This is a genomic window from Kribbella sp. NPDC048837 (assembly GCF_055586945.1).
On the sequence record NZ_JBVJHF010000006.1, the window covers coordinates 18,031 to 35,846 of the forward strand.

Below are 17,816 nucleotides of genomic sequence, written 5' to 3' on the forward strand. Positions count from 1 at the left end.
GTCCTGGAGCGCACTTCACATGCAGACAAACTGCCATTTTCGTCCACAATCGACAAAATTGGCGGTATGATTGCAGGGACGACGACCGCAGGAGTTGCCTTGCTGATCCGCTTCGAGGTGTCGAACTTCCGTTCGATCCTCTCTCCCGTCGAGTTGAGCATGGTAGCCATCGACCGCGACCGCCCCGAGGCCCGCGAAGCACCCAGCCTCGGCGAGAGCCTGCTGTCGGTCGCGGCGATCTACGGCCCCAACGCATCCGGGAAATCGAACATCATCGCCGCCCTCGCCTGGCTTCAGGATGCGATCCAGAACTCCCTCAGGTTCTGGGAAGACGAGATCCCCCTGGATCGCTTCAGGTTCGCAGACGCCGGCGACGATCCCTCGACATTCGCGATCGACTTTCTCATCGACGATGTGCGTTTCGAATACCTTCTCGAGCTGGATTCTCAGGAAGTGCAGTACGAGGCCCTGTTCCACTATCCCGAGAAGAAGCGTCGGCGCATCTTCGAGCGAGACCCGGACGGACTCAAACTCCAACGCGGGCTCGGAAGTATCTCCGGCACCCGTGAATTGCTGACCGACCAGACTCTGACATTGTCGGCGGCACGCAGGTTCCACGAGCCGCTGGTGAGCGAATTCGCCCGCGCCATTCAACAAATCCAGGTTCGGGGCCTCAGGCGACGTTGGCGCAGGGCTTTCTCACCTCAGCAACTCACTGAGCGTCTCTTCATCTCCGCCGACGAGTCACCGTCTTCGTCACGCGTGAGCCTAACGAAGGTTGCCCCTCCCGAGGATCGCGAACAAGCTCTGGCCCTACTTAAGCTGGCCGATCTCGGAATTGACGACGTCCGTATCGACTTCGAGGACGCAGAGACGATCGATGGCGAATCGATGCGACGGCGCGTGGTCCGGCTCATCCACCGAGGGGCGGAGGAACACGTCCCCTTCGAGCTGGCCGAAGAATCCGAAGGAACACGTACCTGGTACCAGCTCATCGGTCCGGTTCTGGCCGCGCTGAAGCAGGGTTCTCTACTTCTCTTCGATGAACTCGACGCCAGCCTCCACCCGACCTTGTCCACCCAGTTGATCCGGCTCTTTCACGACCCGGCCACCAATCCACGCGGCGCACAGCTGATCTTCACCTCGCATGACACCAGCCTGCTGAGCCACTTGAACCGCGACGAGGTATGGCTGACCGAGAAGGGAAGCGACGGCGCCACACGGCTCGGCGCGCTGGCAGACTTCGCCGGCGAACGTGTACGCAGGTCACTGAATCTCGAGTCGGCCTATTTGCACGGCCGGTTCGGAGCCTTGCCAGATGTCGATCGAACCGAGCTCCTGCGCACGCTCGGCCTGATCGGCTGACGGGGGATGACGACACCGCAGAGGCAGACCCGTGCGGGCGAGCGGGCAGCTCGGCGCTCGAGGCCGAAGAGCCTCAGACGCACCTCGGGGACGAGGGCCGAGAGGAAGACCATCGTTGTGTTCTGCGAAGGTGAGAACTCAGAACCGGACTACATCAACGGGCTGAAGCGGCTGCCAGACGTCGAAAGAAACACTGCGATCGAGATCGAGATCGATCCGGCGCACGGCGTACCGTACACGCTGGTGCAGAAAGCTCTCGCAAAGAAGGACGACGCGGAGATCGATGAGGTGTGGTGCATCTTCGACGTCGAATCGCCGAAGCCTCATCCTCATTTGAAGAAGGCAGTCGAGCTGGCCCGCTCCCACGGCGTTCGTCTCGCGATCTCGAATCCTTGTTTCGAGATCTGGCTGATCATGCATTTCAAGGATCACACCGCGTTCCTCAACACGGCCCCCGCGGTTGCCATGAGCTGTCGACTGGATGGACGCTCGGGCAAGCACATCGATCCTGCGGTCTATCTCCCCAAGCGAGAGCAGGCAGCCAGACGCGCCAGAGCCCTGGCGAAGCGGCACGAAGGCAATGGAACGGCGTTCCCTAAGGACAACCCCTCATCAACAATGCATGAGTTCGTGGCAGCCGTTGCCCCACCGAAGCCAACAACCAGCACTCGGCCGGCACCCAATCGCGGCGACGCTTCTTGAGGAGCACTTGACGACCACCGCGCGGTAGTCGGTGCGATCGATCCGCCTATGACCTGGACCAGGGTGTTGGGTGGCGAACTGCCGGTTCGGGCGCTCACGACTGAGACTTGGGACGTGTTCGCGGATCTGGCGGAGCCGCATAACCAGGTGTGGATCCGACACCGGCGGGCCACGGAGGCACAGTGGCGAGCAACGCAGGTCGCGCCGGGCTTCAGATCAAGTCAGGGGCTGGAACAGTTTCCATTGGCCTTCGGAGATGATCTCGGGGGTGCCGTCGATGACCTTGATGGCGGTGTCGTCGTCGATGGCGTACGTCGGCGCGGGGATGCGTGCCGCCCACTTCTCGGCGTTCGCGAAGGATGCGTCCGGGTGGTACTCGTGCTCCAGGTGCGGGATCACCGCGAAGTCGACGAGTCCCGCTCCCTGGGCGGTGACCAGGGTTCTGTCGATGTCGCCCTCGGGCGTGGTGAAGACGACGTCCTCCGACTTCAGCGGTCCATCGCTTCCGCGGGGCGGCTCGGTGTAGGTCTCGACGAAGGTGGAGGTCGCAGCCATGCTCCCGGCGCTCACCCCGACGTAGACCGCCTCGGGACGCAGAGTCGGCAGCAGGTCCGTCAGCCCAGAGCGCCGCATCCAGTTGGCGAGAAAGACGGGGTCGCCGCCCCAGGCCAGCAGGGCATCGGCGTCCCGGACCGCTGGCACCCAAGCAGCCTCGTCGATGCTCGGCAGCACCGACAACTCCAGGATCCCCAGCGATTTCCACCCCAGTTCGGCCAACCGCGATGGACTCTTGCCGCTGATCGCCCGCCACGCCATGCCCGCGCCGCCGGGGAACGGGTAGAGAGCGGTGGGGATGAAGAGGGCATTGGACTCGGAGATCGGTTTGCCCAGCAGGTCGACCAGCGCGTCGTGGATGCTGCTGTTCTTGATCCCGCCCGATGTGAGGAGAGCTCTCATGTTCCTACCTTCGCTACGGCGAGGCACGCGCCCCGAAACCTGCTCCGGCGCGACCTTACTGCGGGTGCGGTCCGGCAGCCCCGGTCTCAGTTGACGAAGATGTCAGATCTTTCCGGACGAAGATTGTCCGGATGTCGTCATACGCTCACCTCATGGCCAAGATCAGTGCGACAGTCAGCGAACTGGTGGTCCGGCCGCTCACGCCAGAGACCTGGGACGCGTTCGCGGATCTCGCGGAGCGGCACAACGGGGTGTGGGGCGGCTGCTGGTGCACGTTTTTCCACACGCTTCATGAGGAGAAGACCTTCGAGGCGGCGGACAACCGGAACCTCAAACAACGGCTGGTCGAGGAGGGCCGAGCCCACGCGGCGCTGGTGTTCGACGGAGATGTCGCGGTCGGATGGTGCGAGTACGGCGCACCGAACGAGCTGCCGAACGTCAACCACCGCAAGGAGTACGAGGCGGCTATGGAAAGCCCGCCCGACTACCGCCTGACCTGCTTCTTCATCGACCGCAGATACCGCCGCCAAGGCGTCTCCGCAGTCGCCCTCCGCGGCGCCCTGGACCTGATCGCACAGGCCGGCGGCGGGACCGTCGAGGCCTACCCCCAAGACACCGCCGGCAAGAAGATCACCGCCTCCTTCCTCTACAACGGCACCCGCACCCTCTTCGAACAAGCCGGCTTCACCTACCTCCGCCCCAAAGGCAAGAACCACTGCGTCATGAGCACCACCGTCACCCCGGCCTGACCAGTCTTCGGCTGTGTGTCGCATCGGCGCCGCGCCGATCGTCATACAGGTGAGGGCAGAGAACCCGGACTGTCGAGGAGGCGAGAACGCCGTGCTGGATGAGAAGCAAGCAGCGCAGCAAGCCGTAGTGGATTCCGTCCTGAACGGGAAGGGCAGAGCACCCGCGGAGCAGCGTACGCACGCCTTCAACAACGACGGCCTCTCCCCACCGTTGGACGCACTGATCGCCAAGGTTGCCGACAGACCGACGGAAATCACCGACGAGGACTTGGCTACAGCACTGGCCTCGGGCTGCACCGAGGACCAGCTCTTCGAACTGGTGGTCTGCGCCGCGGTCGGCCAGTCCTCCCGCCTGTACGAAGCCGGACTGGCCGCCCTCGCCGAAGCAACCTCCGACGGGAGGCCGGATCATGCGTCCTGAGATCCTCAACCACGGGTACGGCGCCGGCACCAAGCTGCTGTTCGCGGTCATCCGGCTGTTCTCCCGCCACCCGGTACCGGACGCCGCCAAGCTCGTCTTCTACCGACCCGATTTCTACGGCACCCAGGCCAAGCGGTTCACCCACGAGGCGATGCGCGGCCCGTCCGCCTGGGCCGTCGGCGACCGCGAACTGATGGCCGCCTACGTGTCGAAGGTGAACGACTCCGCGTTCTGCATCAGCGCCCACACCGCAACCGCCAGTCAGGCGTACGAGGACGCCCCGCGGGTGACCGCCGTACTCACCGACCTGGCCTCGGCCCCGATCGAGGAACCTCTCCGGGCAACGCTCCGCATGCTCGGCAAGCTGACCCGCGACGGAAAGATCGGCCCCGACGACATGCGCGACGTCCTGGCGACCGGCGTCTCACCCCAGCAGATCACGGACGCATTGGCAGTCTGCGCCGCCTTCAACACCACCAACCGCCTGGCCGACACCTTCGGCTTCGCCCAACTCACTCCCGAAGACTTCGACGCAGGAGCCAGCTACCTCCTCAAACGCGGCTACCGCTAACCCGAGCCAGACGGTCTCGGGTCATTCGTACTCGATGAGGCCTTCCTCGCAGGCCCATTTCCTGAATCCGCCCATCGCGTTGCAGAGCAGCGGAAGCCGCGCGTCTTGCCGAGTGCCAGTGCGCCGCACTCGCCGCGGTTCCGTTGGCCGACAGCGAGTCGTTGCTCATAGCCCGCGAACGCCATCAGGAACGGCATGTCGTCACGGCGTCGACGCTGAGCCAGTCCGCGTCCAAGACCTGATGCAAGACAGGTAACGCATCCAGCTGGTTCTTGAGCTCCCGCTCGACACTCTCGGGGATGAGAACCAGCCGGTCTCCGGCGAGGAACTTCAGGACGCCGAGCCAGCCTTCTACGGCGAGTTGCCGCAGCGGGCCGGTGTCGAACACCAGCCCGTCCGAGGTCCGCGTCACGACACGAAGTTCCAGAGCTCGTCTTCCCGCCGCTCCCTCAGGGCAGGTAGGTCGTCGTCGACGAAGGTTCCGTAGAGGAGTTCGAGGGCGCGTTCGCGGCTGATCCGCTCATCACGGAAGGCCCGCAGTACTGCCTTCTGGAACGGCACGGGAAGGCTGGTCCCTTCCAGGTCGGTGGGAACGTAGAGCCCGAAATCGACGATGTCGGTGCGCGTCGTCTTGACGCAACGGATGAGCGCGGCGCCGGAGCTGTCGACGAGCCGCAACTCGTCCAGCCTTCTGGAGAGCGTGGCCATGTCGACGCGAAAGTCGCTGGCGAGCAGTACTGACGCCTCTCGAGGGTGCCGTGACGCGTGCCGATCCCACGCGGCCCGGACGCCCGGCTCCGGCAACAACAGCGAACGCGCGAACCGGTCGAGTCTCGACTCCAGGTCGCTGCTCCGCAGATCCGTGACGCGCCAATCGACCGTGTACTCGTCCGCGACCAGGAAGTGGCCCAGCTCGTGAGCCAGCGCGAGCCGCCGTCTCCCGACCTTGTTGTGACTGTTGATCAGGCTCACACCGCCCTGACGAAGCAGAATCGTCCCGGCGTCCGCCGTATCGACCCCGAGGTCGAACGAAAACGCCAACAGCCCGATCGAGGCAACGCACCCCACGAGGTCGTGCACCGGCTCAGCCGCATCAAGCCCAAGCAATGTCCGTACTTCGACCGCCAAGCTGTCCGCGTCGGACAGAGCGTCCGGCCGGGGCAACGCCACCGCGGTGCCGTCAGGGAGGCCAAGTTCCGCCGCAGCCAAGGTGTGCACGAACTCGACGTCGGAGGCGACATTCGCCAGCAGCCGATCCGATCTTCGAGTCAGCCGTATCCAAACCCTGAGCAGACCGGTGCGACACGATTGCCGGAATCGGCTCGGAGAAGAACGAGGCCATGCGCACCCCGAGCGCTGTCGCGATGTCCGACAACTCGAGGGCAGTGACCTTGCGAATGCCGCCTTCGATCTTGTTCACTGCGGTCCGATCGAGGTTGACGCGAGAAGCAAGCTCCCCCTGGGTCAAACCCGCCGACTCACGCGCCTCCCGAACCCGGACCCCAGCGTCTTCTCGTCCACCTCTCCCATGTGTGCGAGTTTCGCACACCTGGTCGAACCGCATTTCTGAGTCCACAGAGGACCAGCCCACACCCGGCTCGGTATCAGCGTGAGCGGGCTTCCCACGCTGGGTGGTGGGGGTCGTCGTTGTGCACGATGATGTCGGCGTGATCGGTCGGGCGGACCGTGTCGAAGTAGAACTGCTGGGAGGGCATGTAGCGGCTGCGATACCGTCGCTCGACCTCGGTGGCGGCTCTGGACTCAGACTGATCTCGGACCCGGGCGCGATCGAGCGTCCTCTCGAACGCCGCTGACACGAAGATGCGCAGGTCCCACCGGCCAATCAGCTCCGGACGCATGAGAAACACACCGTCGAAGAGCAGTACGGCGTCCGCCGACGCCGTCATGAATCGCTCGGACCGGGCAGTGTCCGTCACCTTGTCGTACACCGCCTGCTGAAACCTTTGGTCTCCATCTGGCCCCAGCGGATCGAGCAGCACCCGATGCAGCGCGTCGAAATCAAAGCTGTCGTGATAGCAACCTTCGGCGGAATCCTCGCCGCGCCGATACCGCCGCGACCGAGGCGTCAGGAAGTCTTCGATCGTCCCGCGGATGACTTCACGGCCCCGGTCGCGCAGTACGACGGCAAGCTCATCAGCCAGCGTGGTCTTCCCCGCAGCCGGCACTCCATCGAGAGCAACCCGCGTCGGATGCCCGTTCGCGACAGCGCCGACCGCCTCCGCCAAACTCCCAAGGAGATCTCCGCGGGTGCCGTATTCCATTCCCTACCGCCATCCTGCGTCTCGAACTCTCACGTAGAGCACACCCTAGGGCGGTCGCGGTGTGGGGCGGACCCACCGCGTGTCCCCCGCCGCCAAGCGGTGTCGTGGCTCGTCGCCCCGACTGTTCGCCGAGTGCGTGGAGCCGTGACGCAGTCGGCGCGCCGCGGTACGCGGCCGACGGGACAGCCGCGCCGCAGGCGTGTCCTTCCTCGAGTCACGAGTTGTTCGCAGGGGTGCGTGTGTCCGGGACAGGAGTCCGCGCCGCCGCAGGCGGCCAACAGAACTGCCGCCGCGAAGCGGTGTCCGAGCTCGTCACCCCGGCTGTTCGCCGAGTGCGTGGAGCCGTGACGCGGTCCGCGCGCCGCGGTACGCGGCCAGCAGGACAGCCGCGCCGAAGGCGTGTCCTTCCCCCGTGTCACGGGGTTGTCCGCCGAGTGTGTGGCTCCGGGACAGGAGTCCGCGCGCCGGCGGAGCCGGCCAATAGGAACTGTCGCGCCGAAGGTGCGTCCTTTGGTGTCGGCGGGGGTGATTAGGGTGCTGGGCATGGATCGGTTTCGGGTGGTTCCGGCGGCGTACGTCGTGCTTCGGCGGGGGGATGAGGTGTTGATGTTGCTGCGGGCCAACACCGGATACATGGATGGGTATTGGGCGGTGCCGGCTGGGCATGTGGAGAAGGGGGAGTCGGTGCTGGAGGCCGCGGTGCGGGAGGTTCGGGAAGAGGTCGGGGTGGAGATCGATCCGGCGGATCTGGTGGCGGTGACGGCGATGCACCGGACCGGGGGGAACGGGGATCCGATTGATGAGCGGGTGGATTTCTTCTTCATGACGAGTCGGTGGGCGGGTGAGCCGCGGTTGATGGAGGCGGAGAAGGCCGCGGGGCTGGATTGGTTCTCGCTGGACAAGTTGCCGGAGCCGGTGGTGCCGCATGAGGCTCGGGTGCTGGCGGGGTTGGGTGGTGATGGGCTGCCGGCGGTGATTGCGCACGGCTTCTGACTTCTGCTTCCAGGATTCGCCTCGTGTTCACCGATCGCTGGGCTGAACCGCTTTAGAGTTCGCTGCGGTGTCAGCGAGGCTCGTGGAGGCGGCGATGGATCAGCAGTACGACGGGACGAGCCGGCGGCGGCTCCTGCAGGCGGGGGCACTCGGGGCTGGTGCGGTGATCGCGCCCGGTGTGTTGGGTGCCGGGAGTGCCGCGGCCGCCCAACCGGAGGCGACGGGCCAGGCGGGCGGGCAGGTCGATACAGAGCACCCGCGGTTCACGGTAGCCGTTGTGCCGGATACGCAGTATCAGTTCGATCAGGATCGGGGGGACCCGGCGCCGCTGACGGCGAGTTTCGAGTGGCTGATCGAGCAGCGGGCGGACGAGAACATCGTGTTCGTCGCGCATCTGGGTGACGTGGTGGAGAACGCGCTGGCGATGGAGTTCGCCCAGGCCGATCCCGTGTTCAAGATCCTCGACCGGGCCCGGTTCCCGTACAGCGTGCTGGCCGGCAACCACGACATCGACGCGTCGAAGGACGATACCCGCGGGGCGTCGCCGTACCTGAGCACGTTCGGGCCGCAGCGGTTCCGGCGGATGGCGACGTACGGCGGATCGACGGCCAACGGGTACAACTCGTACCACGTGTTCCGCGCGGCCGGGCGGCAGTGGTTGCTGCTGGCAATGGACTGGCGGCCGTCGGACGCGAGCTTCGCGTGGGCGCGCGACGTGATCGCCAAGCACCCGAAGCTGCCGGTGATCCTCACCACGCACGAGCTGGTGAACGCCGACCACGGCAACCCGGTGGCGTACTTCACCGACCACGGCAACCGGGTCTGGGACCAGCTGGTCAAGGACAACGACCAGATCTTCCTCACCCTCAACGGGCACTTCTGGCCGCCCGGCCGGGTGGTCCGCCAGAACGCGGCCGGTCACGACGTGCACCTGCACCTGACCAACTACCAGGACCGGTACTACGGCGGGTCCGGCATGATCCGGCTCTACCACTTCGACCTGGCGCGGAACACGATCGACGTGGAGACGATCGCACCGTGGATCATGGGCCAGGACCCGGCCCGGCGCAGTGAGCTGGCGGAGGGTGAGCTCGAGCTGACCGACGACACCAACCGGTTCAGCATTCCGATCGACTTCGCCGAGCGGTTCGCCGGATTCGCTCCGGTCCCGCTCCGCCCGGCTCGGCCGGCCAAGCAGCTCGTGATCCCGGGCACAGCGGCGTACTGGCGCTTCGACGGGCCGGTCACCGACCAGGTGGTCGACCACTCGGGCAAGGGCAACCATCTGACGCGTGTGCAGCTGGGCGGCGATGCGCCGACGACGTCGAACGAGTTCCACCCCGACCAGCCAGGTCACGCCAGCTGGTTGTTTGCCGGTGGCAAGAACCCGGCCCGCGGCGGCTACCTTCGTACGGCGGCCAACGCGCCGCTCAACGCGCTCACGTTCACCAACGGCTACACGATCGAGGCGTTCGTGAAGCTCGCGGACGACGACGCGGACCACTCGTGGGAGGGTCTGCTCAGCCGGATGGGTACGGGCGCCGACGCCGGCAAGACCGGGAGCGACCCGTCCGAGCCGGTGGTGAACCTCGCCTTCTCCGGCGGACGCCAGCTGCAGTGGGCGGTGTACCCGCTCGACCGCAACGACACCTTCACGAACTGGGGCCACGAGCAGGTCGCCGGGAAGTGGTTCCACCTCGCGGTGGTCAACGACGGCAAGCACAGCACGCTGTACGTCGACTCGTCGCCACTCCTGCGCAATCCGGCGACCCCGTCCAACGGGCTCGCGACCGCCGGCAAACCGTGGTTGCTGGCCGCCAACCACTACGACAACGTGATCGAGCAGGCCTTCGCCGGCCACATCGGCGAGCTCCGGATCGTCACCCGCGCGCTGAAGCCGTCACAGTTCCTGAACGCGTAGAGCGGTTCCGGAACCGCCTAGAGATACGAGCGGATGAGCGCTTCCTGCGCGGGCAGGAGCGCTCGTTCCTCGGGGGTCAGTGTGACGTTCCGGCCGCGGACGGCGAGCGCGTCGGGGAGGCCGGGCGTGGGGTCGATGGAGTTGGCGAGGTAAGCCCCGAGGGCCTCGCGCACGAGTGGGGTCAGCGCCTCGAAGGACGGGTCGAGCGCGACCTGGGCGCAGATGATCGCGGTCATCGCGACGTCGTACGCCGCTGTGCCTTCGTGGGCGTTGCGCCAGTCGATGACGACCGGGCCGGAGTCGGTGGCGATCACGTTCAGCGGGTGAAGGTCGCCGTGGACCACGACGTGACCCGGCGTGCCGCTGGGTGCGGGGATCGCTTGCAGGCGGCGGTGCAGGTCGGCGTGGATCTCGCCGAGCTCGGTCCCGGTGAGGTCACCGGCGATCGCCGCGTCCGCGAGGGTGGGACCGTTCAGGCGCTGGATCACCATGTCCGGGCCGACGATCTCGCGGACCGCCGGAACCGGGTAGTCGTACTTCGCGACGTGCCGCATGTAGTCCGCCTCGTCGCGGACGGGAAAGCCGTCGCGGTAGCGGCGCAGGACCCACTGGTCGTCGATCGAGAAGATGTCCGCGTCCCGCCCGGAGGCGAACGGCTCGGCGTCGGGCGGAAGGAGAGATGACCCTCCGCCTGGCTGGGCCGTCAACCGACCTGGCAGCCGCCGGCTGCCGGTTCGAGAGGCTTGGCGCCGATTGTCGGCATGCCTAGCATCACGCCAGGTGTGGCGGCCGGTGCGTCCTGGGCGCGCTCCCACGCGTCGCCGGCGCGAGTACGGCGTACGGCGCCGAAGACATCGGCGACCAAGTGATGCGGCGCGGCGTACGTGACCTCGACGGTCGCCAGGTCGCCGGGACGCGGCGCCTCGACACCCGACGGGAGCGCGAAGTGAACGAGCCGGTTGTCGCGCGCCCGGCCGCTGAGCCGGTGGGTGGCGGCGTCCTTGCGCCCCTCCCCCTCCGCCACGAGCACCTCGAGCGACCGCCCGACGATCGCCTTGTTCTCGTCCCACGCCATGTCGTCCTGCAGGGCGACGAGACGCTCGTACCGCTCCTGGACGACCTCGCGCGGGACCTGGTCCTCCATCGACTCGGCCGGCGTGCCCGGGCGCTTGGAGTACTGGAAGGTGAACGCGCCCGCGAACCGGGCCTGCCGGACCACGTCGAGCGTGCCCTGGAAGTCCTCCTCGGTCTCCCCCGGGAACCCGACGATGATGTCGGTCGTGATCGCCGCATCCGGCATCGCGGCGCGGACGTCCTCGATGATCCGAAGATACCGATCACGACGGTACGAGCGCCGCATCGCCTTCAGCACCCGGACCGACCCGGACTGCAGCGGCATGTGCAGCGAGGGCATCACGTTCGGCGTCTCGGCCATCGCCTCGATCACGTCCGCGGTGAAGTCCCGCGGGTGCGGCGAGGTGAACCGGACCCGCTCCAGGCCCTCGATCCCGCCGCACGACCGGAGCAGCTTCGAGAACGCGTAGCGGTCGCCGAACTCCACGCCGTACGAGTTCACGTTCTGGCCGAGCAGGGTAACCTCGAGCACGCCCTCGGCGACCAGCGCCTCGACCTCGGCCAGGATCTCCCCCGGCCGGCGGTCCTTCTCGCGGCCGCGCAGCGCCGGGACGATGCAGAACGTGCAGGTGTTGTTGCAGCCGACGCTCACCGACACCCAGGCCGAGTACGGCGATTCGCGCCGGGTCGGCAGGGTCGACGGGAACACCTCGAGCGACTCGAGGATCTCGACCTGCGACTCCCGCTCGACCCGGGCCCGCTCCAGCAGCACCGGCAGCGAGCCGATGTTGTGGGTGCCGAAGACCACGTCGACCCACGGCGCCTTGCCCACGATCGAGGCCTTGTCCTTCTGCGCCAGGCAGCCGCCGACCGCGATCTGCATCCCGGGGTTCTTGGCCTTCACCGGCGCGAGGTGACCGAGGTTGCCGTACAACTTGTTGTCGGCGTTCTCCCGGACCGCGCACGTGTTGAAGACGACCACATCGGCCTGGTCACCCTCGGGCGCGCGGACATAACCAGCGTCCTCCAGCAGCCCGCGCAGGCGCTCGGAGTCGTGGACGTTCATCTGACACCCGTAGGTGCGGACCTCATAAGTACGCATGACAGCCACCAAGAGTACGTCCCCCGGTAGACAAATCCCTACCTGGGACCGGCTGCCTGCAACCCCCTGACCGGCCAGCTCCCGCCGAGAACAGTGAGGGGCATGAACAGTTCTCCCCGTCAGTTCCTCGCCCGCCCCGTCACGAGACCGCAAGCCGGTAGTGCAGGAGCCCGCGACCGCAGCCACCATTGCCGCCGGTGGCTGTTGCGGCGGTGGCCGGTCCCGCTGACACGCCTGGCTCCCGGGCCGGGGGCCCGCCCGCACCGGCCCGGGAGCCGCTCCTAACCGAGCCGCGCCCAATCCCACGATCCGTCGGCCCACGGTCCGTCGGCCCGCGATCGCTCGGCCCGCGGGCGATCGGGCCGCGGAGGATCCGGCGCGAGCGAGCCGTCGGGAGCCACATGGGCGAAGATCTGCTCGACCAGGGCGATCACATGCGGGTCGTCGACGGTGTAGAACAGCCGGCGCCCCTCCCGCCGGGCGTGCACCAGTCCGGCCAGCCGGAGCTTGGCGAGATGCTGACTCGCCGTCTGCACGCTGACGCCCGTCAAGGCCGCCAGCGTGCCGACGTCGTACTCGGCACAGCTCGCCAACGCCACCAGGTGCAGCCGGACCGGGGCGATCAGCAGCCCGAAGGTCCGGGCGGCGGTGGCGAGCTGGGGCGAGGTCGGCTCGATCATGCGTCGACGCGAGCCTTGGGCGGGATCGGCGTTCCGTACGGGTCCCGCGTCGGGTGGCCGAGCGCCGCGTCGATCAGGTCCTCGAGCCGCTCACTCAGTCCCTGCCCGAGGACGGCGGCCTCCGCACCGACCTCGGCCAGGTCGACGCCGAGGACGCGGTGCAGGAAGGTCTCCAGCAACTGCTGACGTCTGCTGTCCATGACCAGCCTCCACTCAGTAGATGTTGGACGGGCGGACCATGCCCTCGGCCAGATCACCGAAGCCCGGCGCCATGATGGCGCCCGGGTTGCCCAGGATCTCTTCGACCACAGCGGTCTCGGTGGTGATCAGCAGCGCGGCGATCGAGGCCGCGCTCTCGAACGCCGCCCGGGTGACCTTCAACGGGTCGATGACCGCGTCGGCGACCATGTCGGCGTACCGGCCGGTGAGCGCGTTGAAACCGTGGCCGAGGGGCAGTTCGGCGGCCCGCGCCACCACCTCGTCGCCGTCGTACCCGGCGTTGATCGCGATCCACCGCATCGGTTCCGGCAGGGCGCGTCGTACGACGTCCCGCCCGATCGCCTCGTCGCCGGTCAGCTCGAGCTTCGCCAGCGCGGCCTGCGCCTGCACCAGGGCGGTCCCGCCACCGGCGACGACGCCTTCCTCGAGCGCGGCCCGGGTGGCGGCCAGCGAGTCCTCGACCCGCAGCATCCGCTCCTTCAGCTCGACGCTGGTCGCGCCGCCGACCCGGATCACCGCGACCTTGCCGGCCAGCCGTGCCATCCGCAGCTGCAGGCTGTCCTGGTCCGCGTCGATCTTGGCCCGCTCGAACTGCTTCTCCAGCTGGGCGATCCGCGCCTCCACCAGGGACGCGTCGCCGTGGCCGCCGACGATCGTGGTGCTGTTCTCGGTGATCGTGATCCGGTCGCAGGACCCGAGGTGTTCGCGGGTGACCTCGTGCAGGTCGAGGCCGGTGTCCTTCGCGATCACCGTGCCGCCGAGCGCGGTCGCGAGATCCTCCAGCTCCGCGATCCGGCGGTGGCCGAAGCCGGGGGCGTGCACGACGACGGACCGCATCGTGTTGTGCATGTTGCCGCCGACCAGCAGCTGCAACGCCGGTCCGTCGACGTCCTCGGCGAGGACGACGAGCGGCCGCTCCGCGCGCTGCGCCACCTCGACGGTCGGCATGATGTCCTGCACCTGGGTGATCTTCTTGTTCGTCAGCAGGATCACCGGGTTGTCGTAGACGGTCTCCATCCGCTCCCGGTCGGTGACCATGTACGCCGACACGTACCCGTGGTCGAACTCGATGCCGTCGACAACCTCCACCGACATCCCCAGTGTGTCGGACTCCTCGGTGGTGACGACACCGTTGCGCCCGACCCAGTCGACCGCGTCGGCGATCACCGTGCCGATGGTCTCGTCGTCGCTGGCCGCCAGCGTCGCGATGTGCCGCAGTTCGTCCCGCGCGCCGACGGCAACGGCCCGGCTCCGGAGGGCCTCGATCACGACCGGTACGGTCTGCTCGATACCACGCCGTACCCGCATCGGGTTCGCGCCGGCGTCGACCGCGCGCAGACCCTCGCGCACCATCGCCTGGGCCAGCACGGTCGCGGTGGTGGTGCCGTCGCCGACCACGCCGTTGGTCTTCATCGCGACTTCCTTCACCAGCTGCGCGCCCATGTTGGCGAACGGCTCGCGCAGCTGGATCTCCCGCGCGATGGTGACTCCGTCGTTGGTGATGGTCGGTGGACCGGTCAGCTTCTCCAGCACCGCGTTGCGGCCCTTCGGGCCCAGCGTCACCTTGATCGCGTCCGCGAGCGCGTTCACCCCGGACTCGAGCAACCGTCGCGCATCCGTGTTGAACCGTACTTCCTTCGCCATGGTCAGACCGCCTTCGCTGTCACGGGATGAGGATCGCCCGGCCGCGGACCCGGCCGTGGTCGAGATCGTCGAGGGCTTGCTGGAACTTCTCCAGCGGGTACTTCGTGGTGTGCAGCGCGACCTTGCCCTGCGCCGCGAGCTCCATCAGGTCCTGCAGGTCGTTGTAGGACCCGACCAGGTTCCCGATGAAGTTGATCTCGGTCGAGATGACGTCGATGGTCGGTACGTCGAGGTTTTCGCCGTACCCGACGACGTAGTAGTTGCCGGCCCGCCGCAGCATCGCCGCCCCGTCGGCGGTCGCGCCGCCCTCGCCGACGAAGTCGACGACGGCCTCGGCGCCCTGCCCGCGGGTGAGCTCCCGGACCTGGTCCACATGGGTGCCATCGGCAACTATTCCGTGGTCGGCGCCGATCTCGACGGCCAGGTCGACCGCGGCCTTGTTGCGGTCGACGACGACCACGGTGGCGGCCGAGATCGCCTTCATCACCTGGACCCCGATGTGCCCGAGCCCGCCGGCGCCGATCATCACGCAGACGGCACCCGGCCGCAGTGCCCGGGCGGCCTTGACCACCGCGTGGTACGCCGTCAGCCCGGCGTCGGCCAGCGCCGCCACATCGGCCGGCTCCAGGCGATCGTCGATCCGTACGACGCTGCGGGCGGTGGTGTGCAGGTACTCGGCGTACCCGCCGTCGGTGTCGATGCCCGGGAAGCTGCTGGACTCGCAGTGCACGTCGTCGCCCGAGCGGCAGGCCCGGCACAGCCCGCAGGTGATCAGCGGGTGCAGGATCACCTTGTCGCCGACGGAGACGTGCGTGACGGCGTCGCCGACCGCGTGCACCCAGCCCGCGTTCTCGTGGCCGATCGTGTACGGGAGCCGTACGCCGCTCTTCTCGGCCCACTGCCCTTCGAGGATGTGCAGGTCGGTCCGGCAGACACCCGCGCCGCCGATCCTGACCACGACGTCGAGCGGCCCGGTGACCTTCGGCTCGGGAACGTCGGCCAGTTGAAGCTTGCTGTGATAGCCGATGACCTGGACGGCTCTCATGCGGTCCTCCTCGTATTGGTGATCCGGGTGGCCAGGCCGCCCGGCTCGTCGTCGTACCTGGTGGCCAGCAGGCCCCGGCAGAAGTGCGCGTTGCCCTCGACCGAGATCCGCACCGCCTTCGCGAACCGCAACCGCAGCGGCACCGCTTCGGGCGGCACGGGTACGCCGTCGTCGTCGACGAGCACCAGGTCGTCCGGGCGGATGCCGAGCCCGATGTCGGTCCGGCGGCGCAGCAGGGCCTCCTTGTGCGGACCGCCGGGCAGTTGCCCGAGCGTGAGCCCGGGCAACTGCTCGACGGTGGTGCCGGTCGACGTGAGGAGCGCCATCACGCTGCGCTCCATCGCCGCCGTGTGCGCCTTGCGCTGGAAGATCCGGCGCAGGTCGTCCAGGTCCCGCTCCGCCTCGGACCCGAAGGTGCCGACGTAGCCCGCGTCCGCGGCCAGGCCGGCGTTGATCTTGTCCGAGTCGTGGTGGTCGTCCAGCCGGACGGTCACCTTCCCCACCTGAGGCACCCGGCGCAGGGCGTCGACCGCGTCGGATGCCATCAGGTAGGCGAAGTTCGGGGCACAGAACGACGTCGGCAACCGCAGGTGCACGGTCACGCCGGCGTCGTCGATCCGGATCGACCGGACGAATCCGAGGTCGGTGATGGGCTGGTCCAGCTCGGGGTCGACAACGGTCGCCAGGGCCGCGACGACCTCGGACGGCAGCGACGTGGCGACCGTGATCATGACGCCACGGCTTCTTCCCGCGATCCGGCACCGGCCGGCAGCCTGAGCTCCTCGGGGACGTCGAGGCCGTACAGCTTCGCGGCGTTGAGTCCGAGGATCTTCTTCTTCTGTTCGACCGTGATCGGCGCGTACTCGGTCAGTTCCGCGGGGATCTGGAAGTCGACGAACTTCTCCACCAGCCACTTCGGCGTCCACAGCGCGTAGTCGCTGGAGAACAGGATCCGGTCCTCGCCGATCCAGTAGAGCAGTTCACCGATGATCTGCGCGAAGTAGCCCGGCCGGCTGTGGATGAACGGCATCGCCACCGCGAGACCGCCGTACACGTTGGGTTCCTGGGTCGCGATCCAGCAGAAGTCCTCGAGCCGCGGCAGGCCGACGTGCTCGACGATGAAGTTCAGCTCGGTGTAGTCGGTCGCCACCTTGTCGATGTCGGCGACATCGAACGAGTCCCGGTCCAGCGGCCGGATGGTGGGGCCCTTGTGGACATGGATGTTGGTGATGCCGAGGTCGATGCACTCCTCGAGATAGCGCCTGGACCACAGGTCGTCGAGCTTCCAGCCGCGGGAGTCGCCGTACCACTCGGCGGTGTAGAGCTTGACGCCCTGCAGGTTCATCCGGGCCGCGTCCTTGCGCAGCTGCTCGAGCCCCGCCTCCGCGTGCCGCGGGTCCCAGGCGTGGTTGTAGGTGAGCTTGCCCGGGTTCGCCCTGGTCAGCGCGAGGGCTTCCTCGGTCTGGCCGAACCCGTTCTCGTAGAAGTCGCCCAGGATGGCCGGCTGGAAGATCGCGTGGTCGACGTACCCGTCCTCGAAGAGGTCCTTCAGCAGCCGCTGGCCGCCGTAGTAGGTGTAGGTGTCGTAGTCCCAGACGACCTCTTCGGGGCTGAGGTTCTTGTGGTAGTCGTAGAAGCAGTCGATGAACTGCTTGCCGTGGATGTTCTTCTGGTTCGCCGCGCGCGCGTCCCACAGGGCGATGTGCGCGTCGACGACGAAGTACTTCTCACCGTTCTTCTCGTACATGCGCACTCACTTCGCGGTGAGGTCGAAGCCGATGTACTCGGCGGCGTCCTCGGGGCTGGCGAACAGGATGGTCTTGTCGTCCAGGTGCACCATCCGGCCGTAGTGGGTGGACGAGATCTCCTCGAACACCGACCCGTCGAACTCCGAGCCGAGCGCGTCGGACAGCTCGGCGTAGTCGAAGTCGAGCAGGCCGACCCCGTCCACCCGGATCATCGAGGGGTACTCGGTGAGCTCGACGCCGTCCTTGGCCCCCATCACCTCGGCGACGACGCGGCCGATCGGGGTGTTCATCAGGGTCACACCGCACTTGTTGGAGAACTCGGTGTCAGATCCGAACTGCATGC

At 67.4% G+C, this 17,816-nt stretch carries 21 protein-coding genes; 7 read left to right on the forward strand and 14 right to left on the reverse strand.

Going from position 1 to position 17,816, the window contains the following annotated elements; all coding sequences use genetic code 11:
- Window positions 1-99: 99 nt before the first annotated feature.
- Both ACZ6O0_RS26615 and ACZ6O0_RS26620 read left to right on the forward strand, forming a co-directional pair.
- Window positions 100-1,365 (forward strand): AAA family ATPase, encoded by a 1,266-nt coding sequence (locus tag ACZ6O0_RS26615; protein WP_465767708.1) that lies wholly within the window; start codon window positions 100-102, stop codon window positions 1,363-1,365.
- Between the two features lie 6 nt (window positions 1,366-1,371).
- Window positions 1,372-2,067, forward strand: coding sequence for an RloB family protein (locus tag ACZ6O0_RS26620; RefSeq protein WP_465767709.1), 696 nt, complete (start codon window positions 1,372-1,374; stop codon window positions 2,065-2,067).
- 216 nt (window positions 2,068-2,283) lie between these two features.
- Here the strand turns inward: ACZ6O0_RS26620 and ACZ6O0_RS26625 are convergent, their stop codons facing one another.
- Entirely contained in the window at window positions 2,284-3,024 is a 741-nt protein-coding gene (locus tag ACZ6O0_RS26625; protein WP_465767710.1) for a Type 1 glutamine amidotransferase-like domain-containing protein, read from the reverse strand.
- Window positions 3,025-3,176: 152 nt separating this feature from the next.
- Between ACZ6O0_RS26625 and ACZ6O0_RS26630 the strand changes: the two genes are divergently transcribed.
- The 3 genes from ACZ6O0_RS26630 (at window position 3,177) to ACZ6O0_RS26640 (ending at window position 4,765) form a co-directional block, all read left to right on the forward strand.
- Window positions 3,177-3,773 carry a GNAT family N-acetyltransferase gene (locus tag ACZ6O0_RS26630; protein WP_465767711.1) on the forward strand — a complete coding sequence of 199 codons (597 nt, stop codon included), beginning with the start codon at window positions 3,177-3,179 and terminating at the stop codon, window positions 3,771-3,773.
- Window positions 3,774-3,864: 91 nt separating this feature from the next.
- Complete coding sequence (locus tag ACZ6O0_RS26635; protein ID WP_465767712.1) at window positions 3,865-4,194, forward strand: hypothetical protein; 330 nt, start codon at window positions 3,865-3,867, stop codon at window positions 4,192-4,194.
- Window positions 4,184-4,765, forward strand: coding sequence for a carboxymuconolactone decarboxylase family protein (locus tag ACZ6O0_RS26640; RefSeq protein WP_465767713.1), 582 nt, complete (start codon window positions 4,184-4,186; stop codon window positions 4,763-4,765). The genes ACZ6O0_RS26635 and ACZ6O0_RS26640 overlap by 11 nt, the downstream gene beginning before the upstream one ends.
- A gap of 184 nt (window positions 4,766-4,949) precedes the next feature.
- Here ACZ6O0_RS26640 and ACZ6O0_RS26645 read toward each other — a convergent pair whose 3' ends face one another.
- Genes ACZ6O0_RS26645 through ACZ6O0_RS26660 form a run of 4 tightly spaced genes read right to left on the reverse strand, consistent with a single transcriptional unit; the run spans window position 4,950 to window position 7,047 of the window.
- Window positions 4,950-5,177 carry a PIN domain-containing protein gene (locus ACZ6O0_RS26645; RefSeq protein ID WP_465767714.1) on the reverse strand — a complete coding sequence of 76 codons (228 nt, stop codon included), beginning with the start codon at window positions 5,175-5,177 and terminating at the stop codon, window positions 4,950-4,952.
- Window positions 5,174-5,983, reverse strand: coding sequence for an ImmA/IrrE family metallo-endopeptidase (locus ACZ6O0_RS26650; protein ID WP_465767715.1), 810 nt, complete (start codon window positions 5,981-5,983; stop codon window positions 5,174-5,176). The genes ACZ6O0_RS26645 and ACZ6O0_RS26650 overlap by 4 nt, the downstream gene beginning before the upstream one ends.
- On the reverse strand, window positions 5,946-6,329 hold the full coding sequence (locus tag ACZ6O0_RS26655; RefSeq protein WP_465767716.1) for a helix-turn-helix domain-containing protein: 384 nt from the start codon (window positions 6,327-6,329) through the stop codon (window positions 5,946-5,948). The genes ACZ6O0_RS26650 and ACZ6O0_RS26655 overlap by 38 nt, the downstream gene beginning before the upstream one ends.
- Window positions 6,330-6,369: 40 nt before the next feature.
- Window positions 6,370-7,047 (reverse strand): cytidylate kinase family protein, encoded by a 678-nt coding sequence (locus tag ACZ6O0_RS26660; RefSeq protein ID WP_465767717.1) that lies wholly within the window; start codon window positions 7,045-7,047, stop codon window positions 6,370-6,372.
- A 543-nt stretch (window positions 7,048-7,590) separates the two neighbouring features.
- Here ACZ6O0_RS26660 and ACZ6O0_RS26665 point away from each other — a divergent pair.
- Both ACZ6O0_RS26665 and ACZ6O0_RS26670 read left to right on the forward strand, forming a co-directional pair.
- Window positions 7,591-8,040 carry an NUDIX hydrolase gene (locus tag ACZ6O0_RS26665; protein WP_465768282.1) on the forward strand — a complete coding sequence of 150 codons (450 nt, stop codon included), beginning with the start codon at window positions 7,591-7,593 and terminating at the stop codon, window positions 8,038-8,040.
- A gap of 67 nt (window positions 8,041-8,107) precedes the next feature.
- Window positions 8,108-9,961: a LamG-like jellyroll fold domain-containing protein gene (locus ACZ6O0_RS26670; RefSeq protein WP_465767718.1), complete on the forward strand. Its 1,854-nt coding sequence runs from the start codon at window positions 8,108-8,110 to the stop codon at window positions 9,959-9,961.
- Window positions 9,962-9,978: 17 nt separating this feature from the next.
- Here the strand turns inward: ACZ6O0_RS26670 and ACZ6O0_RS26675 are convergent, their stop codons facing one another.
- From ACZ6O0_RS26675 to mimD, 9 genes are all read right to left on the reverse strand, one after another.
- Window positions 9,979-10,668, reverse strand: coding sequence for a phosphotransferase (locus ACZ6O0_RS26675; RefSeq protein ID WP_465767719.1), 690 nt, complete (start codon window positions 10,666-10,668; stop codon window positions 9,979-9,981).
- Window positions 10,665-12,137 carry a tRNA (N6-isopentenyl adenosine(37)-C2)-methylthiotransferase MiaB gene (miaB, locus tag ACZ6O0_RS26680; protein ID WP_465767720.1) on the reverse strand — a complete coding sequence of 491 codons (1,473 nt, stop codon included), beginning with the start codon at window positions 12,135-12,137 and terminating at the stop codon, window positions 10,665-10,667. The genes ACZ6O0_RS26675 and miaB overlap by 4 nt, the downstream gene beginning before the upstream one ends.
- Window positions 12,138-12,418: 281 nt before the next feature.
- A complete protein-coding gene (locus tag ACZ6O0_RS26685) occupies window positions 12,419-12,817 on the reverse strand; it encodes an ArsR/SmtB family transcription factor (protein ID WP_465767721.1) in 399 nt (132 codons plus the stop codon).
- Window positions 12,814-13,017, reverse strand: a complete 204-nt coding sequence (locus ACZ6O0_RS26690; protein ID WP_465767722.1) for an iron dependent repressor, metal binding and dimerization domain protein — start codon at window positions 13,015-13,017, stop codon at window positions 12,814-12,816. The genes ACZ6O0_RS26685 and ACZ6O0_RS26690 overlap by 4 nt, the downstream gene beginning before the upstream one ends.
- A gap of 13 nt (window positions 13,018-13,030) precedes the next feature.
- Window positions 13,031-14,680 carry a chaperonin GroEL gene (gene groL, locus ACZ6O0_RS26695; RefSeq protein WP_465767723.1) on the reverse strand — a complete coding sequence of 550 codons (1,650 nt, stop codon included), beginning with the start codon at window positions 14,678-14,680 and terminating at the stop codon, window positions 13,031-13,033.
- A gap of 19 nt (window positions 14,681-14,699) precedes the next feature.
- Window positions 14,700-15,725, reverse strand: coding sequence for an NAD(P)-dependent alcohol dehydrogenase (locus ACZ6O0_RS26700; protein ID WP_465767724.1), 1,026 nt, complete (start codon window positions 15,723-15,725; stop codon window positions 14,700-14,702).
- The gene (locus ACZ6O0_RS26705) at window positions 15,722-16,456 is read right to left on the reverse strand and encodes an iron-sulfur cluster assembly protein (protein WP_465767725.1); all 735 of its coding nucleotides are present in this window, start codon (window positions 16,454-16,456) and stop codon (window positions 15,722-15,724) included. Before ACZ6O0_RS26705 ends, ACZ6O0_RS26700 begins: the two co-directional genes overlap by 4 nt.
- Window positions 16,453-17,472 carry an amidohydrolase family protein gene (locus ACZ6O0_RS26710; protein WP_465767726.1) on the reverse strand — a complete coding sequence of 340 codons (1,020 nt, stop codon included), beginning with the start codon at window positions 17,470-17,472 and terminating at the stop codon, window positions 16,453-16,455. Before ACZ6O0_RS26710 ends, ACZ6O0_RS26705 begins: the two co-directional genes overlap by 4 nt.
- Before the next feature lie 6 nt (window positions 17,473-17,478).
- On the reverse strand, window positions 17,479-17,814 hold the full coding sequence (gene mimD / locus ACZ6O0_RS26715; protein WP_465767727.1) for a propane 2-monooxygenase effector subunit MimD: 336 nt from the start codon (window positions 17,812-17,814) through the stop codon (window positions 17,479-17,481).
- Window positions 17,815-17,816: the final 2 nt, after the last annotated feature.